The 17,330-nt window shown below is 64.9% G+C and carries 3 protein-coding genes; all 3 read left to right on the top strand.

What is annotated here, in order from left to right; all coding sequences use genetic code 11:
* A partial coding sequence (locus B9N88_RS32005; protein WP_143491287.1) for an AMP-binding protein occupies positions 1-1,302 on the top strand: 1,302 nt, incomplete at its 5' end.
* Positions 1,303-1,305: 3 nt separating this feature from the next.
* The gene (locus tag B9N88_RS32010; protein WP_085205437.1) at positions 1,306-9,087 is read left to right on the top strand and encodes a non-ribosomal peptide synthetase; all 7,782 of its coding nucleotides are present in this window, start codon (positions 1,306-1,308) and stop codon (positions 9,085-9,087) included.
* 10 nt (positions 9,088-9,097) lie between these two features.
* Positions 9,098-17,330: non-ribosomal peptide synthetase (locus tag B9N88_RS32015; protein WP_256579854.1), on the top strand; the 8,233-nt coding region annotated here is incomplete at its 3' end.

The following is a 17,330-nucleotide window of genomic DNA, read 5'->3' on the forward strand; positions in this document are numbered from 1 at the left end:
ACCGGCGAGCGTTATGAAACATCGCCGGCCGACTGCGAACTGCACTTTATGTCCTTCGCTTTCGACGGTTCCCACGAAGGCTGGATGCACCCGCTGATCAACGGCGCCAGCGTACTGATCCGTGACGACAGCCTGTGGCTGCCCGAGTACACCTACGCGCAGATGCACCGTCACAACGTGACCATGGCGGTGTTCCCGCCGGTGTACCTGCAACAACTGGCCGAGCATGCCGAGCGCGACGGTAATCCACCGAAGGTGCGTGTGTACTGCTTTGGCGGCGATGCGGTGGCCCAGGCCAGCTATGACCTGGCCTGGCGCGCGCTCAAACCGACCTACCTGTTCAACGGCTACGGCCCCACCGAAACCGTGGTCACGCCGTTGCTGTGGAAGGCGCGCAAGGGCGACCCCTGCGGCGCCGTCTACGCGCCAATCGGCACGCTGCTGGGCAATCGCAGCGGCTACGTGCTGGACGCGCAACTCAACCTGCAACCCATCGGCGTCGCCGGTGAGCTGTACCTGGGCGGCGAGGGCGTGGCCCGTGGATACCTGGAACGTCCGGCGCTGACCGCCGAACGTTTCGTGCCGGACCCGTTCGGCACGCCGGGCAGTCGCGTGTATCGCAGCGGCGACCTGACCCGTGGCCGTCCGGATGGCGTGGTGGATTACCTCGGTCGCGTCGACCACCAGGTGAAGATCCGTGGTTTCCGCATCGAACTGGGGGAAATCGAAGCGCGCCTGCGTGAGCAGGACAGCGTCGGTGAAACGGTGGTCGTGGCCCAGGACGGCCCGACCGGAAAACAGCTGGTGGCCTATGTGGTTCCGGTGTCCGCCCCGTCCAACGAAGCCGAGTTCCGTGACGCGTTGCGTCGCGCACTCAAGGCCCGCCTGCCGGACTACATGGTCCCGGCGCATTTCATCTTCCTGGCGCGAATGCCGTTGACCCCCAACGGCAAGCTCGACCGCAAAGGCCTGCCGCAACCGGATGCGAGCCTTATGCAACAGGCCTATGTGGCGCCCGAGACGGAGCTGGAACAGCAGATCGCCACGATCTGGGCCGAGGTGCTGCGCCTGCCGCAGGTCGGCTTGAACGACAACTTCTTCGAAGTGGGCGGCCACTCCCTGCTGGCCATCCAGATCACCTCCAGGGTCCAGGCCGAGCTGGGCCTGGAAGTGCCGCTGGTGGAAGTGTTCCAGACTGAAACGCTGCGCGCCTATGTGCAGGCGGCTGCCACCTTCCGCGCCGGCAGCGCGGAAGACTTTGATGATCTTCGTGACTTTTTGAGCGAACTAGAGGCGATTTGACCCATGCTTTCCAACCCTAATATCGATCTGGTTTCGCGCTTTCTTCGCCTGCCTCTGGAACAGCGCCAGCAGTTCTACCAGCGCCTGCAAAGCCGGGGCATGAGCTTCGCCCAGCTGCCGATTGCCTCGATCCGCGAGGACGGCCGGAAGCTGCCGTTGTCCTACGCCCAGGAACGGCAGTGGTTTCTCTGGCAACTGGACCCGGACAGCGCCGCCTATCACGTACCGGGCGCCCTGCGCCTGAGCGGGCGCCTGGACAAGGTTGCGCTGCAAAAGAGTTTCGACACCCTCGCGGTGCGCCATGAAAGCCTGCGCACACGCCTGCACCTGGATGATGAACAGCGCTCCCAGGAAGTACTGGCCCACGGCGTGATCGAGATCGCTGAAAGCTCGGTCGACGAGGCCCTGCTCAAGGCCCGCGTCGAAGCCGAAATCGCCCGCCCGTTCGATTTGCAGCAAGGCCCGCTACTGCGCGTCAGCCTGCTTACCGTCGCTGAAAACGAGCACGTGCTGGTGCTGGTGCAGCACCATATCGTCTCCGATGGCTGGTCGATGGGTGTGATGGTTCAGGAGTTGATGCAACTCTATGCCGCCTACAGCCAGGGCCAGGACTGTGCATTGGCGCCGCTGCCGATCCAGTACGCCGACTACGCACTGTGGCAACGCAGCTGGATGGAAGCGGGGGAGAAGGCCCGTCAACTGGCGTACTGGCGCGAATTGCTCAGCGGCACGCAGCCGGTGCTGGAATTGCCGTTCGACCAGCCCCGCCCGGCGCAACAGAGCTTCCGTGGCGCGCGTCTGGACATCGCGCTGGAACCGGTACTGGTGGCAGGATTGAAAGCCCTGGCCCAGGGCGAAGGCGTGACGATGTTCATGCTGTTGCTGGCCTCGTTCCAGGCGTTTCTGTACCGCTACAGCGGCCAGCAGGACATCCGCATCGGCGTGCCAATTGCCAACCGCAACCGGGTCGAGACCGAATCGCTGATCGGCTTCTTCGTCAATACCCAAGTGCTCAAGGCCGACCTCGATGGCCACATGAGCTTCGCCCAGCTGCTGCAGCAGACCAAGCGCCGTGCGCTGGAGGCCCAGGCCCATCAGGACTTGCCGTTCGAGCAGTTGGTGGAAGCCCTGCAACCGGAGCGCAGCCTGAGCCATAACCCGCTGTTCCAGGTGATGTTCAACCACCAGGCCAATTCCCCCGCCGCCGCGCAGCAGTTACCGGGCCTGCGCGTGGCCAACCTGGAATGGGACAGCCACAGCGCCCAGTTCGACCTGAGCCTGGATACCCAGGAAAGCGGCGACGCGATCTGGGCGTCCCTGACCTACGCCACCGACCTGTTCGGCGCCGCCACCGTCGCGCGCATGGCCGAACATTGGCTGAGCCTGTTGCGGGCGGCCGTGGCGAATCCTGCATTGCCCTTGCACGACCTGGCGACACTCAACGCCGCTGAGCGCGAGCAGATACTCGCTCAATGGAACGCCACCGCGCGCGACTACCCCCAAGGGCAGTGGGTGCATCAGATGATCGAGGCCCAGGTGCAGGCGCAGCCGGATGCACCGGCGTTGCGTTTCAATGAGGCGTCGCTCAGTTATGCCGAGCTGAACCGCCGCGCCAACCGCCTGGCCCATCGCCTGATCGAAGCCGGCGTAGGACCGGACGTGCTGGTCGGCCTGGCGCTGGAGCGCTCCATTGAAATGGTCGTGGGCCTGCTCGCGGTGCTCAAGGCCGGTGGCGCCTACGTGCCGCTGGACCCGGAATACCCGCGCGAACGCCTGGCCTACATGCTGGACGACAGCGGGGTGAAACTGCTTTTGACCCAGGCGCATTTGCGTGAACAGCTGCCCATTCCCCAAGGCCTGGAAACCCTGGTGCTGGGCGAGTCTGCCTTCGAGGGCTACAGCGACGCCAACCCAGGCATCGCCCTGGACGGCGAAAACCTCGCCTACGTGATCTACACCTCGGGCTCCACCGGCCAGCCCAAAGGCGCCGGCAACCGTCATTCGGCATTGCTGAACCGCCTGCACTGGATGCAGGAAGCCTATGCCCTGGACGCCAGCGACGCGGTGCTGCAAAAGACCCCGTTCAGCTTCGACGTGTCGGTGTGGGAGTTCTTCTGGCCGCTGATGACCGGTTCGCGCCTGGTGGTTGCAGCGCCCGGTGATCACCGTGATCCGGCCAGGCTGATCAACCTGATCAATCAACAGCAGGTCACCACGCTGCACTTCGTGCCGTCGATGCTGCAAGCCTTCCTGCAGGATCCGGCGGTGTCGACCTGCCAAAGCCTGCAGCGCATCGTGTGCAGCGGTGAAGCGTTGCCGGTAGATGCCCAGCAGCAGGTCTTCGCCAAGCTGCCCCAGGCCGGGCTCTACAACCTGTACGGCCCGACCGAAGCCGCCATCGACGTAACCCACTGGACCTGCGTGGACGAAGGCCGCGATGCGGTGCCAATTGGCCGCCCGATCGCCAACCTCGGCTGCTACATCCTCGACAGCCACTTCGAACCCGTACCAGTCGGCGTGCTCGGCGAGTTGTACCTCGGCGGCATCGGCCTGGCCCGGGGTTACCACCGCCGCCCGGCACTCACTGCCGAACGTTTTGTCGCCCACCCGTTCATCCAGGGCCAGCGCCTGTACCGCACCGGCGACCTGGCACGCTACCGCGCAGACGGCGTGATCGAATATGCCGGGCGTATCGACCATCAAGTCAAGCTGCGCGGCCTGCGCATCGAGCTGGGAGAAATCGAAGCGCGCCTGCTGGAACACGCGTGGGTCCGTGAGGCTGCCGTGCTGGCGGTCGACGGTAAATACCTGGTGGGCTACCTGGTGCTGCAGGACGCTGCCGATGATTGGCGCGAAGTCCTCGGCGCCCACCTGGCCCAGCACCTGCCGGACTACATGGTCCCGGCACAGTGGGTGCTGCTGGAGCAAATGCCCCTGAGCCCCAACGGCAAACTCGACCGCAAGGCCCTGCCCAAACCCGAAGCCACCCATCACTACGAAGCCCCGCAAAGTGCCCTGGAGCAGCAGATCGCGGCGATCTGGGCCGAGGTGCTGGGTGTCGAACAGGTGGGCTTGAACGACAACTTCTTCGAGCGCGGCGGAGACTCGATCATTTCGATCCAAGTGGTCAGCCGCGCCCGCGCCGCCGGTATCCATTTCACCGCCAAGGCGTTGTTCCAGCACCAGACCGTGCGCAGCCTGGCGCGGGTGGCGCAGTTGCAGGTTGCCCAGGTGTTTGACCAGGGCCCGGTGCAGGGCGAGACGCCGTTGCTGCCGTTCCAGCAGCTGTTCTTCGAGATGGACCTGCCGGAGCGCCACCACTGGAACCAGTCCTTGCTGCTGGTGCCACGCGAGCCGGTGCGGGCAGATCGACTGCAAGCGGCCTTGCACGCCATCGTCCACCACCACGATGGGCTGCGCCTGAGCTTCAGCCAGCCCGCCGAAGGGTGGCGGGCCGAGCATGCAGCCGCCACCCCTGAGGTGTTGTGGCAGGCCACGGTGGCGGATGCCGACGAGCTGGCCGCGCTGTGCGAAAAAGCCCAGCGCAGCCTCGACCTGCAACAGGGGCCCTTGTTGCGTGCGGTGCTTGCTGAACTGGCCGATGGTTCCCAGCGCCTGTTGCTGGTCATGCACCACCTGGTGGTGGATGGCGTGTCCTGGCGGGTGTTCCTCGAGGACCTGCAAAGCCTCTACCGCCAACAGCCGTTGCCGGCCAAGACCTCGTCGTTCAAGGCCTGGGCCGAGCGTTTGCAGGCCCATGCCCGCAGCGAAGCGGTACAGCCGCAAAAACACTTCTGGCTGCAACAGCTCCAGGACGTGCCTACCGATCTGCCCTGCCGTGATCCCCATGGCGCGCGTCCTGGCCGCCTGGCGCAGACAGTGGTCAGCCGACTGGACGCCGAGCACACCCGGCAATTACTGCAACAGGCGCCTGCGGCCTATCGCACCCAGATCAACGATCTGCTGCTGACCGCCCTGGCGCGTGTCATCTGCCAGTGGACCGGGCAGGCTTCCAGCCTGATCCAACTGGAAGGCCACGGCCGTGAAGACCTGTTCGAGGATATCGACCTGACCCGCACCCTGGGCTGGTTCACCAGCCTGTTCCCGGTGCGCCTGACCCCGGCCGAATCCCTTGGCGCCTCGATCAAGCAGATCAAGGAGCAACTGCGCGCCGTGCCGGACAAGGGCCTGGGCTTCGGCGCGCTGCGCTACCTCGGCGACGAGGCCACGCGCCAGGCATTCAGCGCGTTGCCGGTGCCGCGCATCACCTTCAATTACCTGGGCCAGATCGACGCCAGCTTTGACCAGCCGGACGGTTTGTTTGTACTCGCAGCGGAAAGCGCCGGAGCCGAGCAGAGCCCGGAGGCGCCGCTGGGCAACTGGCTGACCCTCAACGGCCAGGTATTCGGCGGTGAACTGCACATGGGCTGGACCTTCAGCCCGCTGATGTTCGAGGCCGCGCAGATCGACGCCTTGAGCCAGGCCTTCAGCCGTGAGCTGACGGCATTGGTGGAACATTGCTGCACCCCCGGCAATCACGGCGTGACGGCTTCCGACTTCCCGTTGTCACGCCTGAACCAGCATCAGCTTGAGTCCTTGCCGCTGGCCGCCGATGGGATTGACGACATCTACACCTTGTCGCCCATGCAGCAGGGCATGCTGTTCCACACCCTGTACGAACAGGCCGCCGGCGACTACATCAACCAGATCCGCGTGACGGCCGAGGGCCTGGATGTGGCGCGCTTCCAGCAGGCCTGGGATGCCACGGTGCAGGCCCATGACGTGCTGCGCAGCGGGTTTTTCTGGGAGGGCCAGCTGGAGTGGCCATGCCAGGTGGTGTACCGCGAGGCCCGGCTGCCCATCGAGCTTCTCGACTGGCGCGCCATGCCGGAGCCTGAGCTGGCGTTGCAAGACCTGCAGCAAGCCCAGCGTCGCCAGGGCTTTGAGCTGGCCAAGGCGCCCCTGGTCCGTCTGGTGCTGGTGCGTACCGACGAGCAACGCCATGAGCTGATCTACACAAGCCATCACATCCTGATGGACGGTTGGAGCAATTCGCGCCTGTTCGGTGAAGTGCTGCAACGTTACGCCGGCGTGGCGGTGCCCGAAGCGGCCGGGCGCTATCGCGATTACATCGGTTGGTTGCAGCAGCGTGATGCCGGTGCGACCGAAACCTTCTGGCGCGAGCAGTTGAGTGCACTGCAAGCGCCGACTCGCCTGGGCCGCAGCCAGCCCATGGCGACGGACGGGCATGGCGAGCACGCGCTGAGCCTGGATCGCCCGCTGACGGGTCGCCTCGAGGCCTTCGCCCGCCGCCATAAAGTCACGCTCAACACCTTGGTCCAGGCGGCGTGGCTGGTCCTGTTGCAGCGCCATAGCGGGCAGGCGGTGGTGTCGTTCGGCGCCACCGTGGCCGGGCGCCCGGCAGACCTCGTGGGGGTGGAGCAGCAGATTGGCCTGTTCATCAATACCCTGCCGGTGATCTGCGCAGTGGAGGGCGAGCAAACCGTGGCCGACTGGTTGCAAAGGGTGCAGGCGCAGAACCTGGCCCTGCGCGAGCATGAACACACCGGGCTGTACGATATCCAGCGCTGGGCCGGGCAGGGCGGTGAAGCCCTGTTCGACAATATCCTGGTGTTCGAGAACTACCCGGTGTCCAAGGCCCTGGAACAGAGTGGCGGCAGCGGTATCCGTTTTGGCCTGCCGGAGTCCCGCGAGCAGACCAACTTCCCGCTGACGGTGCTGGTGGACGTCGGTGACACGCTGTCGGTGCAGTTCAGCTTTGCGCGTGCGCACTTCGACCCGGACACGGTGCAAACCTACGGCCGCCATCTGCTCAACCTGCTGCAAGCCATGCTCGAGGGCGGCCAGCAGCGCCTCGGCGAACTGGCGATGCTCGATGTGGCCGAACGCCGGCAAGTGGTACAGGACTGGAACGCCACGGCGCGGGACTACCCGTTGCAGCACGGCGTGCATCAGCTGATTGAACAGCAGGTGACGCGCACGCCAGGCGCCACGGCACTGGTATTTGCCGAGCAGCGCTTGAGCTACGCCGAGCTGAACCGCCGCGCCAACCGCCTGGCCCACCGCCTGATCGAAGCCGGCGTAGGGCCGGACATACTGGTGGGCCTGGCAGTGGAGCGTTCCATCGAGATGGTGGTCGGCCTGCTCGCGGTGCTCAAGGCCGGTGGCGCCTACGTGCCGCTGGACCCGGAATACCCGCGTGAACGCCTGGCCTACATGCTGGACGACAGCGGTGTGAAGCTGCTGTTGACCCAGGCGCATTTGCGTGAGCAGCTGCCGATTCCCCAAGGCCTGGAAACCCTGGTGCTGGGTGAGTCTGCCTTCGAGGGCTACAGCGACGCCAACCCAGGCATCGCCCTGGACGGCGAAAACCTCGCCTACGTGATCTACACCTCGGGTTCCACCGGCCAACCCAAAGGCGCCGGCAACCGCCATTCAGCCCTGGCCAACCGCCTGCAATGGATGCAGGAAGCCTACGGCCTTGACGTCAGCGACACGGTGCTGCAAAAGACCCCGTTCAGCTTTGACGTGTCGGTGTGGGAGTTCTTCTGGCCGCTGATGACCGGTTCGCGCCTGGTGGTTGCAGCGCCCGGTGATCACCGTGATCCGGCCAGGCTGATCAACCTGATCAATCAACAGCAGGTCACCACGCTGCACTTCGTGCCGTCGATGCTGCAAGCTTTCCTGCAGGATCCGGCGGTGTCGACCTGCCAAAGCCTGCAGCGCATCGTATGCAGCGGTGAGGCCCTGCCGGTGGATGCCCAGCAGCAGGTTTTCGCCAAGCTGCCCCAGGCCGGGCTCTACAACCTGTACGGCCCGACCGAAGCCGCCATCGACGTGACCCACTGGACCTGCGTGGACGAAGGCCGCGATCACGGCCCAAGCGCCCGCCCGATCGCCAACCTCGGCTGCTACATCCTCGACAGCCACTTCGAACCCGTACCGGTCGGCGTGCTCGGCGAGTTGTACCTCGGCGGCATCGGCCTGGCCCGGGGTTACCACCGCCGCCCGGCACTCACTGCCGAACGTTTTGTCGCCCACCCGTTCATCCAGGGCGAGCGCCTTTACCGTACCGGCGACCTGGCACGTTACCGCGCAGACGGCGTGATCGAATACGCCGGGCGTATCGACCATCAAGTCAAGCTGCGCGGCCTGCGCATCGAACTGGGGGAAATCGAAGCGCGCCTGCTGGAACACGCGTGGGTGCGCGAGACCGCCGTGCTGGCGGTCGACGGTAAATACCTGGTGGGCTACCTGGTGCTGCAAAACGCCGGGGACGACTGGCGCGATGTGCTCAGCGCCCATCTTGCCCAGCAGTTGCCGGACTACATGGTGCCCGCCCAATGGGTGCTGCTGGAGCAGATGCCTCTGAGCCCCAACGGCAAACTGGATCGCAAGGCTTTGCCCAAGGCGGACGCGAGCTTGCACGCGCGGGCGTACGTCGCGCCGCAGAGCGAGCTGGAACAGCAGATCGCCGCGATCTGGGCCGAAGTCCTGGCGGTACCGCGCGTGGGGTTGAACGACAACTTCTTCGAACTGGGCGGCCACTCGCTGCTGGCGACCCAGGTGGTGGTGCGCCTGCGCGAGCAGCTGCACGCCGAATTCGACGTCAAATCGATCTTCACCACCCCGACCCTGGCCGATTTCAGCGCCTATGTGGCAGGCCAGCAGACAAATAATTCGCCGGTGCAGGACGCATTGGCTAAATCCTTGGAGGCTCTCAAACGTCTATCAGCAGAAGATTTGGATAAATTGACTTCCTGAGGGGCGTGGCGTGCAAGCATTAATCGAGTCGGTAGGGTCACTTTCGGCGCAGCAAAAGAAAGCGTTGGCGGTAATGCTCAAGCAGCAAGGCATCAACCTGTTTGAGATTGCCCCGGTTTTCAAGCGCCAGGAAGGTGAGCCTCTTCGGCTCTCTTATGCCCAGGAGCGGCAGTGGTTTTTGTGGCAGTTGGAGCCGCAGAGCACCGCCTATCATGTGCCAAGGGCCTTGCGCCTTACCGGCGAACTGGACGTGGCCGCGTTGCAGCGCAGCTTTGACACACTGGTGCTGCGCCATGAAAGCCTGCGCACGCATTTGCAGGAGGACGGCGACAGTGCCTTGCAGGTGATTGCCGATCAGGTACGGGTGGAGATCGCCCTGGTCGACGCCGAGGAATCCGAACTCAAGGCGCTGGTGGAAGCCGAGATCGCCCAGCCATTCGATTTGCAACAAGGCCCGCTGTTGCGGGTCAAGCTGCTGCGCCTGGCGCCCCAGGAGCATGTGCTGGTGCTGGTGCAGCATCACATCGTCTCCGATGGCTGGTCGATGCAGGTGATGGTCGACGAGCTGGTGCAACTGTACGCCGCCTATGTGCAGGGCCAGGACCTGCAACTGCCGGCCTTGCCGATCCAGTACGCCGACTACGCGCTATGGCAGCGCAGCTGGATGGAGGCGGGCGAGCGTGAGCGCCAATTGGGTTACTGGAAAGGCATGCTCGGCGGCGATCAACCGGTCCTCGAAATGCCCATGGACCGTCCACGGCCAGCGCTACAGAGCTACCGCGGGGCCAGGCTGGACCTGACCCTGGAAGCCTCTCTGGTGGCAGGCCTCAAGACCTTGGCGCAGCGTGAAGGTGTGACGATCTTCATGCTGTTGCTGGCGTCGTTCCAGGCTGTGCTGCACCGCTACAGCGGCCAGGGTGACATCCGCATCGGCGTGCCGGTGGCCAACCGTAATCGGGTGGAGACCGAGCGCCTGATCGGCTTTTTCGTCAACACGCAAATCCTCAAGGCCGATATCGACGGCCAGATGACCTTCCGTGAACTGCTGCAGCAGACCCGCCAACGCGCGGTCGAGGCCCAGGCCCATCAGGACCTGCCGTTCGAACAGCTGGTGGAAGCGCTGCAGCCCGAGCGCAGCCTGAGCTACAACCCGTTGTTCCAAGTGATGTTCAACCACCAGACCGACACTCAGCGCGGTGGCGGCAGCGTAACGGGGTTGCAAGTGCAAGGGCTGGAGTGGGACAGCAAGACGTCGCAGTTCGACCTCAGCCTCGACACTCAGGAGTCGGCTGACGGTATCCAGGCGTCGCTGACCTATGCCACTGACTTGTTCGACGCCCCGGGCCTGGAGCGCTTCCTTGCCCATTGGCATCGCCTGTTGCACCGGGTGGCCCAGGATTGCGGTGGCCGTATCGGTGAATTGCCCCTGTTGGATGATGCCCAGTGGCAGCAACAGGTGCACGGCTGGAACCACACGCCCATGGCGTTTGCGCAGGACGAGGGCGTGCATCGGTTGCTGGAGGCCCAGGCGCAAGCGCGCCCCGACGCCATTGCCCTGGTGTGCAACGGCCAGGCGCTGAGTTACGGCGAGCTGAACTGTTGCGCCAACCGCCTGGCCCATCGCCTGCGCGCTGCGGGTGTCGGGCCGGACGTGCTGGTGGCGGTGGCCCTCGACCGCTCGGTGGACATGGTCTTGGCCCTGCTGGCGACGCTGAAGGCCGGTGGCGCCTACGTGCCGCTCGATCCGCAATTCCCGGCGGACCGGCTGGCCTTCATGCTGGAAGACAGCCGCGCTCGCGTGCTATTGACTGCCGGCGACCTGCACCAACGCCTGCCCCTGGCGGCCGACCAGCAGGTGTTGTTCATGGACGCGCAGCAAGACGCACGCTACAGCAGCGCCAACCCCGAGGTGGCACTGACGGGCGAGCACCTGGCCTATGTGATCTACACCTCCGGTTCCACCGGCAAGCCCAAGGGCGTGATGGTGCGTCATGGCGCACTGAGCAGCTTCACCCATGGCATGGCCAGCACCCTGGCCATTGGCGCTGACGCGCGGCTGTTGTCGTTGACCACGTTCTCGTTCGATATCTTTGCCCTGGAACTCTACGTGCCACTGGCGACGGGAGCGACGGTGGTGCTGGCCGACAAGGAAGTGTCCCTGGACCCCGAGGCGATTCTGGGTCTGGTGCAGCGCGATGCGATCAGTGTGGTGCAAGCCACACCCTCGACCTGGCGCATGCTTCTGGACAGCGAACGCCGTGCCTTGCTGCACGGGGTCAAGTGCCTGTGCGGTGGCGAAGCGTTGCCGGCCGACCTGGCCCAGCGCATGCTGGCCCAGCAGGGCACGGTGTGGAACCTGTATGGCCCGACCGAAACCACTATTTGGTCGGCGGCCCATGAGTTGGTCGAGCCGGTGCCCTTTGTCGGGCGGCCGATCGCCAACACCTCATTGTTCATTCTTAATGCCGATCTCGTGCCGTGCCCGGTAGGCGCTGCAGGCGAGCTGCTGATCGGCGGTGTCGGCCTGGCCCGGGGGTATCACGGCCGGGCTGCGTTGACCGCCGAGCGTTTTGTGCCCAGCCCGTTTGCGCGCAACGGCGAGCGGCTTTATCGCACAGGCGACCTGGCGCGCTATCGCGCGGATGGCGTGGTCGAGTACATCGGCCGCGTCGACCATCAGGTCAAGGTGCGTGGGTTCCGTATCGAACTGGGAGAGATTGAGGCGTGCCTGCGTGAGCAGCGTGCGATCCGCGAAGCCGTGGTGGTGGCCGAGCATGACCAGTTGCTGGCCTATCTGGTGACCGACACCTTGACGCCGGAAGCCGATCAGGGCGCCTTGCGCGAAGCGTTCAAGGCCGCACTGCGCGAGGTGCTGCCGGATTATATGGTGCCGGCGCACATGCTGTTCCTGGCCCGCCTGCCGCTGACACCGAACGGTAAGCTGGATCGCAAGGCGCTGCCCAAGCCAGACGCCAGCCTGCTGCAAAAACGCTATGTGGCGCCGGTCGGTGAGAAAGCCCGGCAGGTGGCCGCGATCTGGGCCGAGGTGCTGGGTGTGCCACAGGTGGGCCTGGAGGACCATTTCTTCGAGCTCGGCGGTCATTCGCTGCTGGCGACCCGCATGGTGTCCCGTGTGCGCCAGGCGCTGGGTATCGAGGTGGCACTCAAAAGCCTGTTTGAGCAACCGGTGCTGGGCGCCTTCGTGGCGTCATTGGGGGATGCAGGCGCCGAGGTCGCGCAGATCACCCGCGCCGATCGCGCACAGCCGCTGGCCCTGTCGTACGCCCAGGAGCGCCAGTGGTTCCTCTGGCAGCTGGAACCCGACAGCGCGGCCTATCACATTCCTGCCGCGCTGCGCCTGTCGGGTGCGCTTGACCGTGTGGCCCTGCAACGTGCGTTCGACACTCTGGTGCAGCGCCATGAAACCTTGCGCACGGTGTTTTTTTCCGACGTTAGCCAGACCGTTCAGCGTGTGCTCGAACAGGCTGCGCCGGTCATTGAACACCAGGTTGTGGGCGCAGCCACCTCCGGCGAATTGCAGGGGTGGGTGGAGCGCGAAATCGCCCGGCCATTCGACCTGCAGGCCGGCCCGTTACTGCGCATCAAGCTGCTGCAACTGAGCGAGCACGAGCATGTGCTGATACTGGTCCAGCACCACATCGTGTCGGATGCCTGGTCGATGCAGGTCATGGTCGATGAATTGGTGAGTTTGTATGCCGGTTACAGCCAGGGGCTCGAGCCAGTGCTGCCGGCACTGCCGATTCAATACGCCGACTACGCCCAGTGGCAGCGTGGCTGGATGGAGGCGGGCGAAAAAGCCCGGCAATTGGCCTATTGGCGGGCCCGCCTGGGGGATGTGCAGCCGGTACTGGAGCTGCCGCTGGACCGCCCGCGCCCGGCGATACAACGTTACGAAGGTGCGCGCCTGGATGTGCTGGTCGAACCTGCCGTGGTCGAGGGCTTGCGCGCCCTGGCGCAGCGCGAAGGCGTGACCATGTTCATGCTGCTGCTCGCGTCTTTCCAGTCGATGTTGTACCGCTACAGCGGCCAGTCGGATATCCGTGTCGGCGTGCCTATCGCCAACCGTAACCGCCTGGAAACCGAACAACTGATCGGCTTCTTCGTCAATACCCAGGTGCTCAAGGCCGAGATCGACGGGCACATGACCTTTGCCCAGCTGTTGCAGCAGGTCAAGGAGCACGCGTTGGGGGCGCAGGCCCATCAGGACCTGCCTTTCGAACAGTTGGTCGAGGCCCTGCAACCCGAGCGCAGCCTGAGCCACAACCCGCTGTTCCAAGTGATGTTCAATCACCAGTCCGACGCCCATGCCAACCGTGGCAGCCAGCAATTGCCGGGGCTGCAGGTGCAGGGGCTGGAGTGGGACAGTCATACGGCGCATTTCGACCTGAGCCTGGACACCCAGGAGTCTGCCGAGGGCCTGCACGCTTCGTTGACCTACGCGACCGCATTGTTCGACGCCAGTACCCTGCAGCGCTTCGCCGCGCATTGGCAAAACCTGCTGAAGAGCGTGGTAGGCACGGCCCGGCAGTGTGTCGCCGACTTGCCGATGCTGGGCCGCGATGAGCAAGCGCAGATGCTCTATGCGTGGAACCCGCCGCAACCCGCGCGTGCCGCCCACAGCAGCGTGCTGGTTAAATTCGAGCAGCAGGTGGCGAGCCGGCCCGACGCCGTCGCCCTGATCATGGATCAGCGGCGCATGAGTTACGCTGACCTCAACCAGCGCGCCAACCACCTGGCCCACGCCCTGATCGAACAGGGCGTGGGCGCCGACAGCCTGGTCGGCGTTGCCGTGGACCGTTCGCTGGAAATGATCGTGGCCCTGCTGGCTGTGCTCAAGGCCGGCGGCGCCTATGTACCGCTGGACCCGCAATACCCCTGCGACCGCCTGCAATGCATGATTGAAGACAGCGGCTTGCAGCTGTTGCTGACCCAGCATCCCTTGCTGGAGCGCCTGCCGATCAGTGCCGACCTGGCGTTGATCTGCCTGGAGTCCGATCCGCAGTGGTTGGCCGAGTACCCGTCGAGTAACCCCGAGGTGCGCGCGTTCCCGGCCAACCTGGCCTACCTGATGTTCACCTCGGGTTCGACCGGGCGGCCCAAGGGCGTGGGCATCGACCAGGCTTCGTTGGCACGCCACGTCGAGGTGTTTACCGAGGTGTTTGCGCTGACCGCCGCTGACTGCGTGCTGCAATTCGGTACATTCAACTTCGACGGCTTCGTCGAGCAACTCTACCCGGCGCTATGCTGCGGGGCCGCGGTGGTGGTGCGTGGCGGCGAGCTGTGGGACAGCGACACCTTCTACACCCAACTGATCGAACATGAGATTTCGGTGGTCGACCTCACCACCGCCTACTGGCACCTGATTGCCCGGGACTTTGCCGAGCGAGGTGTGCGGGACTATGGGCGGTTGCGCCAGGTGCATGCGGGCGGCGAAGCCATGCCGCCGGAAGGTTTGGCTTCCTGGCGCGATGCCGGCCTGGGCCATGTGCGCCTGCTCAACACCTACGGCCCCACCGAGGCGACCGTTACGGTCACGGCCCTCGATTGTGCGGGTTATGTCGATGGCCGCGAAGCCGTCACGCAAATGATGCCGATTGGTCGCGTACTGGACGGCCGCGCCATCTACCTGCTGGATGCCAGCCTCAACCCGGTGCCTGTGGGCGTGGCCGGCGAACTGGTGATCGGCGGGCCATTGCTGGCGCGGGGGTACTTCAACCGCGCGGCGCTGACCGCCGAACGCTTTATTCCCGACCCCTTCGACCCCGCTGGCGGCGGTCGCCTGTACCGCACCGGCGACCTGGCGCGCTACCGTGCCGATGGTGTGATCGAGTACATCGGGCGCATCGACCATCAGGTCAAGGTGCGTGGCTTCCGTATCGAACTGGGTGAAATCGAATCGCGCCTGCTGGCCCAGGATGCGGTGCGCGAAGCGCTGGTGATTGCTGCCGACCAGCAACTGATCGCCTACCTGGTTACCCCCATGGCCGAGTCCGGGCAGGACGCACTGCGTGAGCAGCTTCGCACGGCTTTGCGCGATGAGCTGCCGGACTACATGGTGCCGGCGCACTTCATGTTCCTGAAGGCACTGCCGTTGAGCCCCAATGGCAAGTTGGATCGCCATGCCTTGCCACGCCCGGATACGAGCCAGGCGCTGCACAGTTGGGTGGCGCCGGTCAGTGTGCTGGAGCAGCAGGTTGCCGCGATCTGGGCGGATATCCTCGGTGCTGAACGTATTGGCCTGACCGATCATTTCTTTGAGATGGGCGGGCATTCCTTGCTGGCCATGCAAGTGGCGTCGCGCCTGCGGCATAACCTGGGGATCGAGTTGCCGCTGCGCGTGCTGTTCGAACAACCGCGCCTCGACGGCTTTGTCGCGGCCCTGCACAGCGAGGGCAAGCAGGGCGGTTCGACGGCGCCGGCGTTGGTGCCGTCTTCCCGCGATGTGCCCTTGGTGTTGTCGTACGCCCAGGAGCGCCAGTGGTTCCTCTGGCTGCTGGAGCCCGACAGCGCCGCCTACCATGTGCCCAGCGCGTTGCGCCTCAAGGGCCAGCTGGACCTGAACGCGCTGCAACGCAGCTTCGACACGTTGGTAGCGCGCCATGAAAGTCTGCGCACCCATTTGCATCAGGGTGATGAGCAGACCGTGCAGGTGATTGCGCCGCAGGCCAAGGTCGACATCGTTCTGGTCGAGAGCGACCCGAGCCGGCTCAAGGCCCAGGTGCAAGCCGAGATCGCCCGCCCGTTCGACCTGCAGGCCGGGCCATTGCTCAGGGCCACGTTGCTGCGCCAGGGCGAGGACGAGCATGTACTGGTGCTGGTGCTGCACCATATCGTCTCCGACGGCTGGTCGATGCAAATCATGGTCGATGAGCTGGTGCAGTTGTACAGCGCCTACAGCCAGGGCCTGGATCTGCAACTGCCGGCCTTGCCGATCCAGTACGCCGACTATGCCCGCTGGCAGCGCGAGTGGATGGACGCGGGCGAAAAAGCCCGACAGCTTGCGTACTGGCAAGGTTTGCTGGGCGGCGAGCAACCGGTGCTGGAATTGCCTTTCGACCACCAGCGCCCGGCCGAGCAAAGCCATCGTGGTGCGCGCCTGTTTGTCGAGCTGCCGCCCGCGCTGGTTGCCGACCTCAAGGGCCTGGCGCAACGCGAAGGCGTGACCCTGTTCATGCTGTTGCTGGCCTCGTTCCAGGCGCTGATGCATCGTTACAGCGGCCAGGAAGACGTGCGCGTCGGGGTGCCGATTGCCAACCGCAACCGGGTCGAGACCGAGCGGCTGATCGGCTTCTTCGTCAACACCCAGGTGCTCAAGGCCGATATCGATGAGCAGACTTCGGTCACGCAACTGTTGCGGCAGGTCCGCCAGCGTGCGCTGGAGGCCCAGGACCATCAGGACCTGCCGTTCGAACAACTGGTGGAGGCGCTGCAACCCGAGCGCAGTTTGAGTCTTAACCCGTTGTTCCAGGTGATGTTCAACCACCAGACCGAAGCGCGCCTGGGCGGCGTCGAACACGCGCTGTCCACACTGCGCGTCGAAGGCCTGGAATGGGAGAGCCAGACCGCCCATTTCGACCTGGACCTGGATGTGCATGAAGGCACGGACAGCATCTGGGCCACCTTGGGTTACGCGACCGACCTGTTCAACGCCTCGACCATCAAGCGCATGGCCTGCCATTGGCAGAACCTGTTGCAGGCGATGGTTGCCGATCAACAGCAATCCATCAGTCAACTCAACCTGCTGGGCCAGGATGAGCAACGACATATCCTGCAGCTGTGGAACCAGACCGACGCCGGCTTCTCGGCCGAGCGTCTGGTACACGAAATGGTTGCCGACCGCGCCGCCGAAAACCCCGCTGCGGTGGCGGTCAAGTTCGATGCGCAAACCCTGAGTTATGGCGAGCTGGACCGCCAGGCCAACCGCCTGGCCCATGCCTTGATCGCCCGTGGCATCGGCCCCGAAGTACGGGTGGCGATTGCCATGCCGCGCAGTGCCGAGAGCCTGGTGGCGTTCCTCGCGGTGATGAAAGCCGGCGGCGTGTATGTGCCGCTGGATATCGAATACCCGCGTGATCGCCTGCTGTACATGATGCAGGACAGCCGCGCGCAACTGCTGCTGACCCATTCCAGTGCGTTGCCGCAACTGCCGATTCCCGACGGCATGCAGACGCTGGCCATCGATCGCACCGAGGCGTGGGCCGACTACAGCGACACCGCGCCGG

Origin of the sequence: Pseudomonas sp. LAMO17WK12:I1 (assembly GCF_900177315.1) — a bacterium.
In the GTDB taxonomy this organism is placed as follows: Bacteria; Pseudomonadota; Gammaproteobacteria; order Pseudomonadales; family Pseudomonadaceae; genus Aquipseudomonas; species Aquipseudomonas marginalis.

What these genes read in the sequence shown, in the direction of transcription:
- B9N88_RS32010 (WP_085205437.1), top strand. Translation starts at nt 1,306, where the DNA reads ATGCTTTCCAACCCTAATATCGATCTGGTTTCGCGCTTTCTTCGCCTG.